This window comes from Virgibacillus sp. 7505 (assembly GCF_002272135.1).
Classification (GTDB): Bacteria; Bacillota; Bacilli; order Bacillales; family Amphibacillaceae; genus Terribacillus.
On sequence record NZ_NPBF01000032.1, the window covers coordinates 110098 to 128549 of the forward strand.

The 18452-nt window shown below is 44.7% G+C and carries 14 protein-coding genes; 3 read left to right on the top strand and 11 right to left on the bottom strand.

Annotation, left to right across the window (positions count from 1 at the left end; all coding sequences use genetic code 11):
- Positions 1 to 8 precede the first annotated feature (8 nt).
- The 8 genes from CHH91_RS14915 to CHH91_RS14950 form a co-directional block, all read right to left on the bottom strand.
- Complete coding sequence (locus tag CHH91_RS14915) at positions 9 to 671, bottom strand: hypothetical protein (RefSeq protein ID WP_095224244.1); 663 nt, start codon at positions 669 to 671, stop codon at positions 9 to 11.
- Between the two features lie 129 nt (positions 672 to 800).
- Positions 801 to 2918, bottom strand: coding sequence for an RNA degradosome polyphosphate kinase (locus CHH91_RS14920; protein WP_286160800.1), 2118 nt, complete (start codon positions 2916 to 2918; stop codon positions 801 to 803).
- An 84-nt stretch (positions 2919 to 3002) separates the two neighbouring features.
- Positions 3003 to 4550, bottom strand: coding sequence for an exopolyphosphatase (gene ppx / locus CHH91_RS14925; protein ID WP_095224245.1), 1548 nt, complete (start codon positions 4548 to 4550; stop codon positions 3003 to 3005).
- 106 nt (positions 4551 to 4656) lie between these two features.
- Positions 4657 to 5352: a hypothetical protein gene (locus CHH91_RS14930; protein WP_095224246.1), complete on the bottom strand. Its 696-nt coding sequence runs from the start codon at positions 5350 to 5352 to the stop codon at positions 4657 to 4659.
- Entirely contained in the window at positions 5349 to 5747 is a 399-nt protein-coding gene (gene gloA2, locus CHH91_RS14935; RefSeq protein WP_217973748.1) for an SMU1112c/YaeR family gloxylase I-like metalloprotein, read from the bottom strand. Before gloA2 ends, CHH91_RS14930 begins: the two co-directional genes overlap by 4 nt.
- Positions 5748 to 5837: 90 nt before the next feature.
- Entirely contained in the window at positions 5838 to 8375 is a 2538-nt protein-coding gene (locus CHH91_RS14940) for a winged helix-turn-helix domain-containing protein (protein WP_176465807.1), read from the bottom strand.
- Positions 8376 to 8547: 172 nt separating this feature from the next.
- The gene (gene bglH / locus CHH91_RS14945; RefSeq protein ID WP_095224248.1) at positions 8548 to 9960 is read right to left on the bottom strand and encodes an aryl-phospho-beta-d-glucosidase; all 1413 of its coding nucleotides are present in this window, start codon (positions 9958 to 9960) and stop codon (positions 8548 to 8550) included.
- A 3-nt stretch (positions 9961 to 9963) separates the two neighbouring features.
- On the bottom strand, positions 9964 to 10869 hold the full coding sequence (locus CHH91_RS14950; RefSeq protein WP_095224249.1) for an ROK family protein: 906 nt from the start codon (positions 10867 to 10869) through the stop codon (positions 9964 to 9966).
- A 132-nt stretch (positions 10870 to 11001) separates the two neighbouring features.
- On the opposite strand from CHH91_RS14950, the gene CHH91_RS14955 reads away from it, so the two are divergent.
- On the top strand, positions 11002 to 11991 hold the full coding sequence (locus tag CHH91_RS14955; protein WP_095224250.1) for a helix-turn-helix domain-containing protein: 990 nt from the start codon (positions 11002 to 11004) through the stop codon (positions 11989 to 11991).
- A gap of 33 nt (positions 11992 to 12024) precedes the next feature.
- On the opposite strand, the gene CHH91_RS14960 is transcribed toward CHH91_RS14955, so the two are convergent.
- Positions 12025 to 13368, bottom strand: coding sequence for a UDP-glucose dehydrogenase family protein (locus CHH91_RS14960; protein ID WP_095224251.1), 1344 nt, complete (start codon positions 13366 to 13368; stop codon positions 12025 to 12027).
- Positions 13369 to 13568: 200 nt separating this feature from the next.
- Positions 13569 to 14084: a sigma-70 family RNA polymerase sigma factor gene (locus tag CHH91_RS14965; protein WP_176465808.1), complete on the bottom strand. Its 516-nt coding sequence runs from the start codon at positions 14082 to 14084 to the stop codon at positions 13569 to 13571.
- A 341-nt stretch (positions 14085 to 14425) separates the two neighbouring features.
- On the opposite strand from CHH91_RS14965, the gene CHH91_RS14970 reads away from it, so the two are divergent.
- Positions 14426 to 15046, top strand: coding sequence for a LysE family translocator (locus CHH91_RS14970; protein WP_095224253.1), 621 nt, complete (start codon positions 14426 to 14428; stop codon positions 15044 to 15046).
- Here the strand turns inward: CHH91_RS14970 and CHH91_RS14975 are convergent.
- The gene (locus CHH91_RS14975) at positions 15023 to 16315 is read right to left on the bottom strand and encodes an amino acid permease (protein ID WP_095224268.1); all 1293 of its coding nucleotides are present in this window, start codon (positions 16313 to 16315) and stop codon (positions 15023 to 15025) included. The two genes, CHH91_RS14970 and CHH91_RS14975, sit on opposite strands and share 24 nt — an antisense overlap.
- A 467-nt stretch (positions 16316 to 16782) precedes the next feature.
- Here CHH91_RS14975 and CHH91_RS14980 point away from each other — a divergent pair, with 467 nt between their 5' ends.
- Complete coding sequence (locus CHH91_RS14980) at positions 16783 to 18432, top strand: Na/Pi cotransporter family protein (RefSeq protein WP_095224254.1); 1650 nt, start codon at positions 16783 to 16785, stop codon at positions 18430 to 18432.
- The last annotated feature ends 20 nt before the right edge of the window (positions 18433 to 18452 follow it).

Sequence of the window (18452 nt, forward strand, 5' to 3'; positions counted from 1 at the left end):
CTGCTTTTTTATCCTTTAATATATGCATACAGCTCCTGCGTCTCCGTTTCAGCACCAAATGCACGCGTTGCGCCCCACACCTTATCCACTTCTGCTCCATTGATTTCTGCGTCCATATCATGAAAAATCCGATGCACATAACGCAGACTGTTCAGGTCCGCGCTGTCTGTTGCGATTCGCATGAACGCCTCGGCGTTCCACATATCGTTTACAGCTTCTGATGGAGCAAAGCCTTCCGTTCGCAGTCTTTCTACATCCTTCTGCAGCTGCTGCCATTCCTCTGATTGAGCCAGATAGTCGATATCTACATTATCGATGTGTCCCCAGCCAGTGAGATCATTCAAATAGGCATGCTGGTCACTGATGATTTGCTTGACCAGCTCTTCATTCTGATAGGCAACTTGTTCATCATAGACCTCGTATGTGAACGTAGAAAGGAAATCCTTTGTATCGCCAGAAAGTTCCTCCAGCTTGGACGCCCCTTCTCCTTTCTCTACTGGCTTCAATTGTTTATCTTCCGGCATTTCAGCTGGCAATTGTTCTTGCTGCGTTGCCTCATTTTCTTTCCCGCTGGCTGAATCGTTTTCTTCCTGTGATAGGAAGAAGTAGATGCCAGTACCTGTTATTGCAAGTATACAAATACATATTAATGTTATAAAAAATGCCTTCACTGCTTCCACTCCTCTGCTAGACTGCTAGAATGAATTTCCAGTTTAAGATTGCTAGAGTCCATTATAGCAATAATTCCCAGCAGATTCTGTCGAAAAGCAAAAAAATAGGACGCTGATTGCGTCCTATCCTCACTCCTCATCTTCCATCACACGATAAGCTTCATTAAACAATATCAGCTGGCTATCTATCAGCTCTTCCTGATCGCCCCTTGTTACATAATGATAGACTCCGTTTTCATCCTGCTCTCTTGCCTTGCTATTATCCTTTAGCATGACATCGAGGATGTCTCGGATTCGACGCTTGATAGGTCCGTCGAATATCGGGAAAAGGATTTCCACCCGCTTCTCCATATTCCTTGTCATCATATCAGCTGAGGAAAGCTGTATCTTTTCCTCCCCATTATGATGGAAATAATAGATTCGCGTATGCTCCAGATATCTGCCGACAATACTCCGTACACGTATATTATCGCTCACACCCTTGATTCCAGGACGCAGGCAGCAAATGCCCCGGATGATTAAATCGATCTTGACACCGGCGATGGAAGCTTCATATAGCTTCTGAATGATTGGCTTATCGGTGATCGAGTTCATTTTCATGATAATTCGCCCATTCCCATACCGTTTATGTAAGCGAATCTCTTCATCCATCATACTGATCATATCCGACCGGATATCAAATGGAGCTACCGACAGATGATGGAAGGTCGGTTTCTCAGTATAGCCGCTTAAGTAATTGAAAAAATTAGTCGCATCAATGCCGAATTTCCGCTTGGAGGTAAACAGCCCCATGTCTGTATACAGCTTGGCCGTCTGATCATTATAGTTCCCTGTGCCAAGATGAACAAATCGCTCGATTCGGTTATGCTTCTTCCGCACGACAAGTGTTATCTTGCTGTGCGTCTTCAGATGGGTCATACCATAGATAACGTGACAGCCGGACTTTTCCAGTTCCTTGGCCCATTGCACATTATTCTCCTCATCAAAGCGCGCTTTCAGCTCGAACAGCACGGTAACCTGTTTCCCTTTTTCTGCTGCACGCTTTAACGCATCAATAATAGGCGAATCGCCGCTCACTCGGTAAAGCGTTTGCTTAATCGCCAGCACATCGGGATCATCTGCTGCTTTTGAAACGAAATCAACAATAGGCTCGAACGATTCATACGGATGATGCAGGAATATATCCCGATCATTGATAGCATCGAATAAATTCTCATCTGTTCCGATTTCAGCAGGCGGCTGCGGGATGAGCGTCTCATAAACTAGATGCTCCCGTTTTGCTGCAACAAGCTTGTAGAACTGCATCATTCGCGTCATGTCGATCGGTCCATCAATTTCATAGACATCCTTCCGATGGATATCCAGTGTTTCTGTCAGGAAGGTGATCATTTTGTAGTCATACTCTTGTTTTGGGATTTCCAGCCTGATAGCTGCTCCCCATTTACGTTTCTTGAGCTCTTTTTCTATTTCCTTCAATAAATCCCGGGCGCCTTCTTCATGAATCGTCATATCAGCATTCCGGGTTATACGGAAAACTGTCACAGATTTTATTTGATATCCGCGGAATAGCTTATAAATATAATGACTGATGATATCTTCCAGGAGAACAAAATGGAGTTCATCTTCCCTTGTATCCTCCAGCTGAATAAAGCGGTCCAGAACAGCCGGCACCTGCACGATGGCTGTCTTCTGCTGAGCAGCTTCATCCATCTCATGCTCGTCCAATAAGGAGACAGCCAGGTTCAGACTTTTGTTCAGAAGCATTGGAAACGGGCGATAAGCATCGACTGCCATCGGCGTAAGTACAGGGAATATTTCTTCTTCAAAATACGTTTCCAGACGAAGCAGCTGGGCACTGGACAGCTGCTCCATGTTCAATAATTCTACTTTCTCTTCTTTCAACTCCGGGATAATCACATCCTGGAATACACTGTTCTGCATCTCCACGAGACGGTGCGCCTTTGCTCCAATTTTTTGAAGCTGCTGTTTTGGCGTCATACCGGCTTTATTTTCCGGCCGGTTGAATCCAGCCTTCACCTGATCCTTCAAACCAGCCACGCGCACCATGAAAAACTCATCCAGATTGGAACTGAAAATCGACAGGAACTTTAGCCTTTCCAACAAAGGGTTGCGCTCATCAAGCGCTTCCTCCAGCACTCGTTCATTAAATGCAAGCCAGCTCAACTCTCGGTTATTGTAATTTTTCGGGTTATTCAGATCAACCCGCAGCTGTTCCTCAGTTCTCAATTTCCATGCACCACTTTTCGACAGTATTCTTCACTTCTAGTATATCAGTCAGTAAAAAGAGAGATTATGAAGTTATTGTAAATTTTAACTTATATGGAAATGAGTATCTTCACGAAAAACGAGCCCTATATTTCGTCTCAGCTGTTTTTCCAGATGTTTTTTTTGTTTTTCCACTTGATACCATTCTGCACGCCAGTCTTTGTTGCATATTACAGTAAGCAGAAGATCGTCTCCATCCTCCTGCAAATCGATGTCAGCCACAATATTCCGTTTCGTTGCATGCAAGCTGCTTGCCAGTTTGATAATAGCTCCCAGCTGCCGGTAATGTGCAAGCTCCTCTTCCTTGAACCAGGACTGGAATACTTCTGCGTTACGATTATAGAAGGATTTATTTTTGAAGGAAGCGAGTAATGCCAGAATGATTCGATCTTTATGAAGCAAGCCGTCGATTGTCCGATTCGCCAACAAGTAGAACGTGTGCTGATTTCCGGATTCTGTATCAATATACGCTCCGACATTATATACATAAGCAGCATACTTCACGAGAAACTTATCATGGTCATTCAATTCCACCAGCCCTGTTTTCTCCACTAGCTCCGCCAGCAATACAGCTGTTTTCTGCCGCTGCAGTGCATGTGTCCGATCAATCTCGAAATCCTTCGCCAGCTCCTCGAAGCTTCGTTCCTGTACGTCTGTGAATAAGGTCATTTCGTTACGGCGATGCAGCACTTCATACAGCAATCCATCCCGCAATCCTTTTCGGCTGAGAACAAAATCTGTTGTTCCTACAATATCAAGCAAGCAGCGGAACACCTGTATTGCCGGCAAAATGATATCAGCTCTATCCTTTGAGAGACCATCCACCTTCTGCAGCTCGGCAAAGCTGAGCGGAGCAAGCTCTGATTCCATGTCTTCGATATCTTGCTTCTTCATCTTATATTGATGCAATCCAGCCAGTGGATAACCGACTTTTTCCTGGTGCATCTGGACGACATTCCGAGCACTTCCGCCAATTGCGAGGATCGGCAGCTGTTTATCCGGCAGCCATTCCAATGTTTGCAGCTGCTCACATACAAATGTATGGATATGCTCCAGTTCTTCCTCCGTCGGCTTCTCTCCTGCTACAAATTGCCGCTTCAGAGATAAAGCTCCAAATGGGAAACTATGATAGAATAGCAGCTTGCGATTCTCGAAATAAGTCACCTCCGTGCTGCCGCCACCGATATCGATGGTTATACCATCCCGAAACGGTGTACTGTTCGCCACAGCCAAATAACCGAGATACGCTTCTTCATAGTCTGATAGGACCCTGATAGTAAAGTCTGTTTCTTTATCTACCTGTTCTACTATTTCCTGTTGGTTCTTCGCATGTCGAACGGTAGCTGTTGCCACACATGTTGTGGACTCCAGCTCATAAAAGCGTGTCACTTCCTGGAAGCTGTGCAATGTTTTAATCAATGTCTGGATCCCCTTTTCGTCCAGGACTCCATCAGCAGTCAAATAATTGCGCAGACGCGCAACAACCTTCACATTCTCTTTTTCTTTGATTCTGCCGCTCTTGTCACGCAAATACACGACAAGGCGCATTGTATTCGATCCGATATCTATAATGGCATAATACTTTGTCTTCATAACAAGTCCCCTCACGTCGAAATCCTTTCTCTCCATATTACCCAAAATGGAGCTGCCATAACATTGTCCCTAAAAGAAAAGCCGCACAATTGTGCGACTGTCTGATTTATCCTACTGCTTCTATTTCTTCCTTATCATCCGCATCATCTGAAGGGACTTCCGGTTGTTCGGAGTCTTGTTCCGGTGCTGGGTCCTCTTCCGGTTCTTCCGCTGCAGGAGGCTTCGGATTTGGTTTCGGTTTATCTGCAGGTTTATCCTCTTCTTTTGACGGTGCAGTATTACTATCATTCTCTTTCTCTGCATCCGTTTCTCCAGAAGAAGCCCCCCCACCTGAACCACTAGATGATCCTCCACTGGAAGATCCTCCACTATACCTACTGGAGCTGCTTCCACTGTAACTGGATGAACTGCTGCCAGATGTGCTGCTTGATGGGGCAGTGTAGCTTGATCCAGGTGCTTGATAAGTAGAATCAGAGCTAAAACCGGACTCTGTTTCATCTTCTGTAACCACTGGTTCTTCCGTTGTCTGAACTTCTTCCGTTTCAGGCTCTAATTCAGCAGCTTCTTCTTCCTCCACTGCAATCATTTCTTTCTGGAGGGCAAACTCTCCATCGATATGCTCTATTTTCACTTCTTTCGGTTCTTCTGTTAGCTTTGATTCAGCGGCATAAGACTGCTCTTTTTGCTCATTCGCCTTAAGGGAACTGCTAGTCACAGATTTGTTCTGGACATAGAAGAAAGCCGAGACTGCAATACCAAGGAAAAGGATGAATGTCCCGATCAGCAGCGTCTCCTTTTTCACTTTTCGGCAGCCTCCTCTTCATACAGTTCAATCGGCAATCCGTCTGGATCCTGGAAGAAAGTAAATGCTTTCTCTGTGAAAGGATCAATTCGGACAGGTTCTGTCTTCACACCCATTGCTTGAAGTCGTGTTACTTCCTTTTCGACATCATCTACTGTGAAAGCAAGATGCCGCAGTCCAGCTGCTTCCGGATAACTAGGCCGTGCCGGCGGATTCGGGAAGGAGAACAATTCGATAATATATGTATCTCCCAAAGCAAGATCGAGTTTATAGGAATCCCGTTCTTCCCGATATACTTCCCGAATTACTTGTAAGCCTAATATCTCTGTATAAAATCGCTTGGATTCTGTATAGTCCGAGCAAATGATTGCAATATGATGCAAAGCCTGCAGCACAGTGCTGCCCCCTTCCCGCATTTCCATTTCTTCCATTCTACTACAATAACTTCCACTATTCAGCACCATTCCACAAAATCATTTGCTTCTTTACAAAATGTCGGAAAAATCAAGACCTGCTGCCAATTCCTTTGCCTGCTTGCGATTTTTCACACCAAGCTTTTCATAGATTCGATGGAAATACACTTTTACCGTACCAAGTGATAAGTCCAGCTCCTCCGCTATCTCATTATTCCGTTTGCCAAGCTGAAGATGATAGATAAGCTGCAGCTCCCTGTTTGTCAGCTTGTTTTGCAGTTTCTGCTCTGTTGTCTCTTCCCACCAGTACGCCAAGATCTGTTCAACGTATTTCCGATGCTTCTTCGGTACTTTCTCTGTATCCATCAGTTCGTTCAGCATGTCGCGCACTGTATCGCCGTTTTTCCAATACGTACGCAAATATTTATGATCGGCGCTGAGACGCAGTGCATCACTCATAACTTGCAATGCTTGTTCACGTTCAGTTGGATACAGCAGCACCGCTTGAATGATGTACAATTCGATTTCTGCACTTAGCCGATGACCGAATTTGACGAGTGGCAGCAGCTTTTGGATATAGCTCTGCGCCTTTTCTGCTTCACCCAGCGCAGCGTAAGCCCACACAAGTGTGATGTATTCAAATAGACTTTTCTGCTGCATCGGAGGCTCTTGAAGAACGAAAAGAGAAAGCCAATTTTGAATTCGCTTTGTATCACCTTGATGAATTGCGATACGAATTCTTGCCGCCTCTGCTTTCTTGAACCAATCTGCTGAAGCATTGCTCCGCGTGAGCATATCCTTTAGCGCATGAAGCGTAGCTTTGGCTGATTGAGCATCACCTTGCAGTTCGATTTCATGACGTGCTTTTAGAATATATGTAGGTACGAGCAGACCTGGCAGTCCAAACAAGTCAGCAATAATCGATGCTTGTTCCAAATGAATTTTCACTTTGCTAGCCATACCCCATTCGTAGTAAAGCTCGGCCATGCTCAAGTGATAATAGCCGCTGAACACAGACTCTTTCGAAACTGTATGTCCCAAAGCTTCGTATAAGCGCTGAACACCACGTAAATCACCGCCTCCGCCTAGAGGGGAATGAAGGATAGTGGCATCGTGACGATTATAATCAACCGAATGGGAAAAGTATCTGCTAGAGTTCGCACTGTACACTAATGCCTTGCTAGCATGATCCATTGCCCCCCTGGCATCATCCTCTAATAAGGAAATAAAACTTTTCAAGGTATACAAATCGGCAAAATGCCTCTTTTCTTCTTCTTCGGAAAGCTGCAGTTCCCGGCGCAGCAGCTGTTCTTCCATCATATATGCATGGCGCTGTGCGAGCTTCGGCTGAAAGCGCAGGCATTGCACCCAGCCATAAATGATCCCTAATTCCAGCTGATAAATAAACTTTCGCGGCAGTTTACCGATCCATTCCTGCAGCTGGTCCACACGTCCTTCCTGCAGCAGCAGCGGAGCTGTTTTGATCAAAAGCTGTTTGACACGCTCCAGGTCTCCTGCTTTCCATGCGTATTGGATAGCCATGAGCAGCATTTCTTCGTTCTCGTACCATTCGCTAGCCCGGATGTACAAGTCTTTAACGTCTGTTGTCTGCATATCGAGCATTTCTTTCAGGTATGTGCGGAAGTGCTTATTATAGGAGAACCAGCCTGGCTCCTCCTGACTCTCGATGAGCAATCCTTGTGTCCTTAGCCGACGCATGATTACCCGGCCACGTCTTGTGCCTACAATATAATCACATAACCGGACGTGCATCGTATTCAAAATAGAAGTTCTGAGCAGATAGGTCCGTTCATTCTCAGGAAGGCTATGGACGATTTCCTGAATCAGCTGCCTTGCAACAACAATATTTGAAAACTGGAGCTCGGAGTAATCCTCCTGGAACTGCTCATACATGTGGATAAGCTGAAGTCCGGCAGCCCACCCATTTGTCTGCTGCAGAATATTTTGAACAGCAGCCTCCGTTGGCTCCTTATGCAAATGTTTTCGGATATAAGTCTCAATCTCTTCTTCTGTGAAGATGAGATCCCGCTTCGTAATCTGAAGTACTTGCCTCTGCCGCAGCAGCCGTTTCATCGAAAGACCCGGAAAAGCCTGCCCCGATACTATAATGTGAAAAGTGTCTGGCATTTCTTCTAGTAATGAAGTCAATTCATACAGTTCATTGGAATTTGTCATCAGATGAAAATCATCAATGATCAGTGCACCAGCCACATGATGCTCACGCAAATAAGCACACCATGTCGCAATGAAATGTGTCGGCGAGTAAGAAGCGGATTGGATGATATCCAATAGTTTTTTTCGTTCCTGATCTGGCAGACCAGGCATATGTAGGATTGCCTTCTTCCAGAAGGCGACACGCTGGATATCTTCTTCCTCTAGATTGATCCAGCCTACTTCCAAATCAGTTCGTGCGGCCCACTCCTGGAGCATTGTTGTCTTGCCGTAGCCGGAGGGAGCTGTCAACGTCGTCAGCTTGCACTTTTCGATCTTTGTCCAGACACTGTCCGGCTTAATCCGTTCTATTCTCATCTGACCGACTTTCAAAGTAGATTCAGCCGTTTCATTCCTGCTAGCTTCATGTTCCCGCATCCCCATCAACCTTTTTCATCTTAGTTGCTATTAGTATAGCAAAATTTGTTGAAATTTGGTGGCACAATCTAGCACTTTTGTATCTATAATTACAAATCATAGTAGTATAATGGAAACACTTCCACAACAAACCAAAAGGCACCCGCTGCTGTGCAGCAAGGTGCCTTACAAATCAAAGTTCTTGTCCGTTTGTCGCGATGACACGCTGATACCAAGCAAAACTCTTTTTCTTCGTTCTTTCCAGCGTGCCATTGCCTTCGTTATCACGATCTACATATACAAAACCATATCGCTTCTTCAATTCCGCTGTCGAAGCACTGACTAGGTCAATCGGTCCCCAAGTCGTATAGCCGATTAAATCAACCCCATCAGCTACAGCTTCCCGCATTTGCTCGATATGAGCACGCAGATAATTGATGCGGTAATCATCCTGAATGCTGCCGTCTTCTTCGACCTTATCCACGGCACCCAGGCCGTTCTCAACGATGAACAAAGGCTTCTGGTAGCGATCATAAAGAATATTCAGCGTCGTACGCAATCCTTTGGGATCAATCTGCCAGCCCCATTCGGAAGACTCGAGATAAGGGTTTCTTACCCCTGTCATCAAGTTTCCAGCTGCTGCTTCCTTCAGCTTTTCTTCATCTGTTGTCGCAATGAAGCTCATATAATAGCTGAAGCCGATATAGTCGACAGTGTGCTCACGCATGAGTTCCTCATCACCAGCAGCAATCTCGAACTCTATATCATTTTCAGTAAAATACCGCTTCATATACGTTGGATAATACCCGCGTACTTGTACATCTGAGAACTGCAATGTTTTGCGATCCTGCTCCAGGGCTGCGAATACGTCATCTGGATTCGGGGTGAGTGGGTACGTCGTCATAGACGCGATCATACAGCCAATTTGTGCTTCCGGATTGATTTCATGAGATGCTTTAACCGCCAATGCGCTTGCAACGAACTGATGATGAGCAGCCTGATACATAATGTTCAGCTTATTCTCCCCCTCTTCGAACACCAAACCGCCGCCAGTGAATGGTGCATGCAGCACAACATTGATTTCGTTGAATGTCATCCAGTATTTCACTTTGCCGTTATAGCGCTCCAGCACAGTGCGGGCGAATTTCTCATAGAAACCAATCACTTCACGATTGCGCCAGCCACCATATTTTTTCACTAAATTCAATGGCATCTCATAGTGAGAAATAGTAACGACAGGCTCCATGCCTTGTTTCCGCATTTCATCGAACAAATCGTCATAGAATTTCAAGCCTGCTTCATTCGGCTCGGCATCATCACCATTCGGGAAAATTCGTGTCCAAGCGATGCTTGTACGGAAGCATTTGAAACCAAGCTCACCGAACAGTGCTAAATCCTCCTTGTAGCGATGATAAAAGTCGATTCCATCGTGATATAGATTCAGTTTGGCTGGATCTTCAGATGCTGGATACATAATGCCGTCCGGCGACACATCTGCTGTAGACAATCCTTTGCCATCCTCTTGATAAGCACCTTCCAGCTGGTTGGCTGCAACAGCGCCGCCCCATAGGAAACCTTGTGGAAATTCTTTTTTCACTTCTGCCATGATTTAGTTCCTCCCTGTCTTTTCATGTTCCGTTAAATAATGATATAGCGCACCGTATAAATTAGCATCACTTTGATAATGGCAGCAGACAATTGCTGGACCCGCTGCATGGAACGGGTTTGCTTGCTTTAACTCTTTTACAGTTTGCTGAATTCGTTCTACCACTATTGGCTGCGCACTGATGCCGCCGCCAATGGCAAACACTTCTGGATCGAAAATATATTGGAGATTCAAAATCTGTACGGCGATGCTCTGGCAAAAATCATTAAAAACCCGATTCGCAGCCGTATCGCCAGCATTGATGAATTCGAATGCCTTCTTTCCATCTGTGACATCCGCTACTTCTTTTTCCTGATTGATACGTTTGATCATATTGACTGCTGAACCAGTACCTCCAAAGAAGGTGGCTTTCTTTGACTTCTCGTCAACTGCTTCCATCACATAACTCAGTTCTCCTGCCAGCAGATTCCGGCCATGATGGACTCTGCCATCCATTAGGATACCGCCGCCCACTCCGCTGCCAAGCACTAAGACGATAGCGTCGCGCTTGTCCTTGAGACTGCCGAGCCAAAGCTCCGCGAGTGCTGCACAGCGGCCATCATTTTCAACTGCAATAGTCACACCATAGCGCTTCTGGAGTTTTTCTTTCAGGTTCACGCCATGCTGGAAAGGAAAGGATCCGCCATTATAGATAACACCAGTGTCTGTATCGACAGCTCCCGGCGTACTGACAGCAATGCCTCGTACATCCTCCTGGAACATGTCATCTATGCTGGCAAACAAGATTTTATCGAAAGCTTCAATATTTTCCCGGGAAGCCGGCCGGCTGTCCTTTTTGATGATTTTGCCGCCTCTATCCATCAAAGCGGTTTTGACCAAAGTTCCGCCGATGTCGACTACAAGATACATGCCCTGCACCTCCTCCAGTTGTCCTATTACAATACCCCTGCATATTTATGATATAATGACACCGATTACATTTCTGGTATTGATTTCGTTTTTTTGGTAGTTACTTTCTATTTTCTGCAATGGGGGTTATGTATGCCGAACGAATGGTCCACCGTCACACGATTGCTTCATCAGACTTTTTCTATACCTGTTACCTATCAGTCAGAAGCTGCACCCTCTAGCTCTCCATATGTACAGGAAGAAGCTGCCGGCTTCTCTTTTTACATACCATTTGAAAATAACGGCGGGATGCTGCAGCTTGGTCCTGCACCAGAAACCAGCCTGTCAAAGGAGAAGCTAATTGATATCGGCTCACTCGCTTATTACATGCTCTACCAGCGCGAACTGGATGCGGCCGCATTGCAAAAGCCCTCCTTTGAACTGCCGATGATTCAGTCTGCCGAAAACAGACAGAATACCAATTTGCACCATCACCCTTATTTAGAGGAAAAGCTTTTCGACTGTATCCGTGCCGGCAAGCCAGATCTCGTCAAGGAACAGCTGCAGAGTTTTCCAGACGAGCTCAGCGGGACATTAGCGAAACAGAATGCAGTTCGAAACCGGAAGAACCTTGCTATAACGGCAATAACATTAGCCACGCGCGCTGCCATTAACGGCGGACTGGCTCCTGAGCTTGCCTTTACGATGAGTGATGTGTATATCCAGCAGATTGAGGAAAAGAAGGATTTGTCTGCACTTGTGCGTCTCCAAACCGAAGCACTGTGCACATTTGCTGAAAAAGTAGGCGAAATAAAGGCGGGAACATATTCGCGTAAAATTGCCCATTGCGTCCATTATATCTACCAGCATCTTTACGAGGTTCTCACGCTGAAGCAGCTTGCTGACATGCTAAAGATGAATCCGACTTATTTATCCGCTCGATTCAAACAGGAAGTCGGCATGCCCATACGGACCTATATCCAGCACCTTCGAATCGAGGAAGCCAAGCTCTTGCTGCGGCTGACGGATCATTCCCTGCTGCATATTTGTGCTTTGCTTCATTACCATGACCAAAGCTATTTCACGAAAGTATTCAAAAAACATACAGGCCTTACACCCCGGAGATTCCGGGAGCAGGCATAGAAAAAGCCGACAGCAGAAGCTGTCGGCTTTGAATTAGTTTGCTGGCTGATTCGATTTTTTCGCACGGATGACAGAAGGTCGTCCGATAGAATAGTAATCGATATTCGCTGTTTCTACAAACTTAAGCGGGTAGCAGTTACGGCCATCGATAACGATTGGCTGTTTCATCTGCTGTTCGAAAACAGTCAGCGGAAGGTCCTTGAACTCATCCCACTCTGTCACGATGATTGCTACATCTGCATCCTTGAGAGCTTCTTCTGTATTAGCTGCATAATGAACAGTCTCTGGAAGCAATCGCTTCGCATTGTCCATAGCGATTGGATCAAATGCAGAGATGTTCGCACCAAGATCAGTCAATTTCTGGGCAAGAACAATGCTTGCTGATTCACGCATATCATCGGTATTAGGCTTGAATGCAAGACCAAGCATGGCAACTTTCTTGCCTTCCAATCCGCCGCGTACGACCATTTGTGCCATATCAACAGGAATTTGCTGCTGCTTGTTATTTACATTGATAACGGATTCCAGCAAATCGAATGTATGATTCACATCTCCAGCGATCTGAACAAGTGCTTTTGTATCTTTCGGGAAGCAAGAGCCGCCATAACCGATTCCGGCATTCAGGAATTTATCGCCGATACGTTTATCCATACCCATTCCTTTCGCAACATCTTCAATGTTGGCACCCAGCTTACCGCAAATCGTACCAATTTCATTGATAAAGCTTATTTTCGCTGCCAGGAAGGCGTTGGACGCATATTTAATCATTTCGGCACTCTCGATATCCGTACGGAATACCGGTACGCCAAATGGTTTATTGATTTCTTCTATTAAAGCTGCTGCTTCTTCAGACTCAGAACCGATTACGATACGATCACCATTGTATGTATCGTGTACAGCGGAACCTTCGCGAAGGAATTCCGGATTAGATACAACCTCAATCTGCACATCACGATCAAGAGCTTCTGTAATCCAATGCTTCACAAGCTTGTTCGTACCGACAGGCACTGTACTCTTTGTTACGACAACTGCTCCTTTGTCTGTTACATGAGCAGCGATATCCCTTGCTACCTGCTGGACAAAGTCAAGGTTAGCAGAACCGTCCGCTCTCTCTGGGGTACCGACAGCAATATAGATAGCATCTGCATCATGGAATGCGATGCTGTGGTCAGTCGTGAAATGAAGATTGCCTCTTTCGATATTTTTGGTCATTAATTCTGCTAGACCTGGCTCATAGATTGGAGACAAGCCTTGATTCATCTTGGCAACCTTCGTCTCATCGATATCCACACATGTGACATCATGTCCTACATCTGAAAGTGCCACTCCTGTAACTAAGCCTACATATCCTGTTCCAACAATTGCAATTTTCTTCATTTTTACGATCCCTTCTTGTTTCGAGGTGTACAAACACTTCTACTAAGCTATAACTAAAACCAATTTTTTCTAAAAGATAATGATACTAGTTTACTATAAATTATCCAAAAAGCGGTTAATATTTACGATATTTTTTCATTAATTTTACAATTTTAACTGTAATGTAAAGAGGGCATAAAGATGCCCCCTCGTTTTTTTCGCTATTTTCTGCAATCCTGAATAAATGCAGAATCCCGCAGCTTACGTTTCACTTCTTTTCCCCAGTTCTTCACAGCATCCTCTGTGGTGCGTTCGATTACAGCGATTTCCTTCACAGCATAACCATGGATTATGTACCAGTACACCCATTTCCATTGCCTGTCAGTGAGTGTATGTTTGACACGCTTCCAGAATTCTTGTTTTTCGAGTAAGTCGAGCTCTTGCTGGATGAGTTCCTTTGTGTGGGCTTCATTGATGATGAGGTCGGTTTTTTCTTGTTCGCGGATGATTTTTCTGAGGTGGTCAATTAGGCGAAAGCGGATTGTTCTGTTGGCGTAGGCGTTAAAATCACCTTTTGATTCATCATATCCGGTCCAGGCGAGGAACAATGCCATAATTCCTTCTTGCAGAAATTCATCGTGCGGATCTCGAATACGCATGCGGTGGATATGATAATGAATCATATTTTTATACTGGTCCAGAATCAAATTAAAATCGTTATTGCGAATGTCCTTCAATGTCATCCACTCCCTTTGATTTTTAGATAGAACAGCTTATCCTCCTTTATGCAATATTTAGGACTATTTATTCATCCCATGCCATTCTGTCTTATAATCGTATCTTTTGCAAGAAAAGGGTGAATTTACCATAATCGACATCTTGAAGCATAAACAGCTTGTTTTTACAGGAACTTAACCGCAAGATTTGTCGTATTTTCAAGAAGCAAAACGAAAACACGCATTTTCCATTAAGAAATGCGTGTTTCAGACAGTGTATTAATAATTTGTAAAATAAAAAGATGGACTACCCTTCCCATGCTCTGAATAGGCTGTACAAGTCAGCCAAAAGGAGGCCAAGCATGGGTAATATACTCAATTATATATTGTTAGGAGTAAGTCTCTCTGCACCAGTCGGTCCAGTCAATGCCGCTCAAATGGAAAAAGGAATACGCGGCGGGTTCCTGCAAAGTCTATCTGTCGGGTTCGGTGCCATGCTGGCAGATATCCTGTATATGCTGCTTGTATATCTTGGGTTCTATCATGTCATCATGATCCCGGTCGTCCAGTCTTTTCTTTTCTTCTTCGGAAGCTTTGTATTCCTTTATCTTGGTATTGAGAGCGTTCTGAAAACACGGACCTTGACTCGAGCCAGTATGACGACGGTTGCACCGCTGCAAGGGCTTCGATATGGTTTCTTTCTTGCACTCGTAAACCCAATCAGCATTATGTTTTGGGTAGGCGTTTATGGATCCGTTCTTGCCAAGATAGTCGAACAAGGCGAGTCAAATCATTTATTGCTTTACACGATCAGCATCTTTGTCGGTGTTTTTCTATGGGATAATGTAATCGCCCTATTATCCAGCAGCCTGCGCCGGTTCCTGAATGATCGGCTGCTGCGGCTGATTACCTTTGTTTCTGGATTGTCATTGCTTGGTTTTGGTATCTATTTTGGCTATTTAGGCATTTTGAGTGTGCTCTGATTTTTTCCGTTTGATCCAAATACCGATAATAAGAATAAGTACCGCAAAGCCGGCACTTACATATAAGCCTGGACGTACTTCCGCTTCGACTGCTGTTCCGCTGATTCCTGCGAGCAGCAGAATACCTCCTATTACCGTCACCAGCTTATTGCCCATCTTGAACTTTTCAATCTTCCACGCAGATGCCAGGATGAACATCCAATTGTACAATAGCAGCAATCCAGCAGCCGTGGTGATGTACTCATATATTTTCCCGGGCAATAATAAAGCGGTGATGATACTGGCAAGCAGACCTACTGCCGCCAGCAGCATACTAGCTAAAGGAAGGTCCTTATACTTCAGTTTCTTCGCAAACAGCTGCGGCGCATCTTTGTCTTTTGCCAATACGACAAGCAGATTCGTTACTGCAAAAAGTGCTGCACATAAAGTGGAGAACCCAGCAATGATGACAGCAGCATTAAACACATGCGGGAAGAAATCAAGCGGCGTTTTCGATAGCGCCGTAACAAATGGACTTTCATTCATCTTGAAATCATGCGTCTTGACCATGCTGATTGCCAAAAGCAGCGAAACGACATAAAAAATCGCCAGTCCGATCAGCATAATTGTCCCAGCCTTTGCGGCTTCTTCCTTCTTCTTCAACTGCATGGACATCATTCCGATAACCTCAATACCCCCAAAAGCATAAAAAGCATAAATCAGCGATGCCCATAGCCCTTTGTATCCATCATGAAGGAACGACTCCTCAAAAGGCTTATACGTTGATTCTGTAGAGATAACGTTAAATAACACAAGTGCGGCCAATATAATAAACATCGTAATTGCTGCAGTTTTGACGACCGCAAATATATTCTCCATCTTATTGAATCCCTTGGCACCCGTCAGGACTACGATAATTGCAAGCACGGCGTAAATGGTGGAAAACACCCATAAAGGTATTTTTTCAAACCAAAACTGGCTCAAAAGCGAAATTGCCGTCAGCTGACTTCCCATAATCAATATATTCGAGCACCAATAGCTCCACCCGCAGCTAAAAGCCGCCCAACCACCAAAGGCTTTGCCTGCGTAATAACAGAATGAGCCTTCCTGAGGGTCATTTGCGGTCATTTTTGCCAATGATAAAAATACAATCAATGTGCCGACTGCGGCAGCTACGAAAGAAATGACAATGGAAGCACCAGTCAAATGGATGCCGATGACCGAACCAAGGAAATACCCCGTTCCAATCGTACAGCCAATCCCGACAAGCGACAGCTGCCACCATTTCATATTGCCTGTATTGGATGTCTTGCCCTGCCCTTTATTACCTGGATGCTTTTTCAAGTCCGTTCCCTCCTCGTCCTGTTAGTATGAGGAGTAACGATGGAATTATGTAAGATAAGCATGGTATGATGTGGTTATTGATTATGCAAAAGGAGCAGTATAATGGATTCTAAACCATCTAAAGGTAAAAAGTTGTTCTTCTACACGATGCTGGTATTACTAGCTATAATGATGATTTTAACGATTTACTTCGTAATTGACGGATATAGTGATTTGCTTTGATTTTAAGAGTTGTTCCCCAGGGGAATAACTCTTTTTTTGTGTCCCCCTTGCTTATATGACACTTTTTTACTCTTATCCCCATACTTTTGTAAAGGTTTTGTAAATTAATTAACCATCACCTTTACACAACCTTAACATTTAGACATAATAGTCGTGTTTGCAGCAGATAATTAACCTTAGGGGTGAAAAGTTTGGATATTAATATACAGGAACTGATCTTCTCTTTTATCGGGGGATTAGGTATTTTCCTATTTGGTATAAAGTCGATGGGAGATGGACTTCAACGTTCGGCTGGAGATAAATTACGCGATATTCTTGATCGATTCACAACAAATCCTTTAATGGGTGTACTAGCAGGTATGCTCGTCACCATCCTAATCCAGAGCAGCTCCGGAACGACTGTTATTACAGTTAGCTTGGTAAGCGCTGGATTCATGACGCTGCGCCAGGCAATCGGTGTCATAATGGGTGCCAATATTGGTACGACAGTCACCGCTTTTATCATCGGTTTGGATGTTGGTGCCTACTCACTGCCAATTCTAGCTATCGGAGCATTCATGCTATTCTTCTTTAAAAACAAAAAAGTCAACAATATCGGTCAAATCTTCTTTGGCTTTGGTGCATTGTTCTATGGACTTGAGCTGATGAGCGGTGCGATGAAACCGCTCCGCAGCCTGGAATCTTTCCATGACCTTACGGTACAGCTAAGCGACAACCCAATCTTGGCAGTCGTGGCTGGTACAATATTTACAGTAATCGTACAAAGCTCCAGTGCAACAATTGGTATCCTGCAAGGCCTTTATTCGGAAGGACTTGTTGATTTGCAGGCTGCGCTGCCGATCCTGTTCGGGGATAATATCGGAACGACGATCACAGCTGTACTTGCTTCTATCGGTGCTTCCATTGCAGCTAGAAGAGCAGCCGCAACACATGTACTATTCAACTTGATCGGAACCGTGATCTTCTTGATCCTGCTTATCCCGTATACTGCACTGGTAAACTGGATGCAGGCAACATGGGATTTAAACCCAAGTATGACGATTGCATTTGCACATGGAACGTTTAACATTACGAATACATTGATCCAGCTTCCATTTGTGGCTGTACTCGCGTGGATTGTGACGAAATTGATTCCTGGTGAAGATAAAGTTGTTGATTACAATACAAAGGGGCTGGATCCAGTCATGATCCAGCAGTCTCCTTCTGTGGCATTAGGCAATGCGAAGCAAGAAGTTGTACGCATGGGTGAAGTGGCTGTCCAGGGCTTGGAAGAAACGAACCAATTCTTGCAGACAAAACAAGTGAAACATGCTAATAATGCTAATCAAATAGAAGAAGCTATCAACAACTTCGACCGCAAAATCATGGACTATCTTGTCCAAATTTCTGCTGAGTCGCTATCAGCTCAGGAATCGGAAGAGCATGGTGCATTGATCGATGCAGTCAGCGATATCGAGCGAATCGGCGACCATTTCGAGAACATCATTGAGCTTGTCGAATATCAGCAAACAAACAAAGTCAAAATCTCCAGCACTGCAATGGAAGACCTGACAAATATGTTCCTTCTTACAACTGACACGGTACGTGATGCAATGCTTGCTTTACAGAACAATGATAAAGAGCAGGCAAAACTAGTAGTCGAACAAGAAAACAAAATCGACACACTTGAGCGTAAACTTCGCAAGCAGCATATCCAGCGTTTGACGGAAGGCTCCTGCAGCGGCCAGTCTGGTGTCGTCTTCATTGACATCATCAGTAACCTGGAACGAATTGGAGATCATGCAGTAAATATCGCAGAAGCTGTGCTTGGTGAATCCAAGCATATGCATACAGTGAATTAAAAAATGAGCCCCTGTCCAAC

Bases quoted from the DNA above. Each gene is read 5' to 3' on its own strand.
- ppx (WP_095224245.1), bottom strand. From the start codon at position 4,550: ATGAAGACAAAGTATTATGCCATTATAGATATCGGATCGAATACAATG.
- CHH91_RS14940 (WP_176465807.1), bottom strand. From the start codon at position 8,375: ATGCGGGAACATGAAGCTAGCAGGAATGAAACGGCTGAATCTACTTTG.
- bglH (WP_095224248.1), bottom strand. From the start codon at position 9,960: ATGGCAGAAGTGAAAAAAGAATTTCCACAAGGTTTCCTATGGGGCGGC.
- CHH91_RS14950 (WP_095224249.1), bottom strand. From the start codon at position 10,869: ATGTATCTTGTAGTCGACATCGGCGGAACTTTGGTCAAAACCGCTTTG.
- CHH91_RS14955 (WP_095224250.1), top strand. From the start codon at position 11,002: ATGCCGAACGAATGGTCCACCGTCACACGATTGCTTCATCAGACTTTT.
- CHH91_RS14960 (WP_095224251.1), bottom strand. From the start codon at position 13,368: ATGAAGAAAATTGCAATTGTTGGAACAGGATATGTAGGCTTAGTTACA.
- CHH91_RS14970 (WP_095224253.1), top strand. From the start codon at position 14,426: ATGGGTAATATACTCAATTATATATTGTTAGGAGTAAGTCTCTCTGCA.
- CHH91_RS14975 (WP_095224268.1), bottom strand. From the start codon at position 16,315: ATGAAATGGTGGCAGCTGTCGCTTGTCGGGATTGGCTGTACGATTGGA.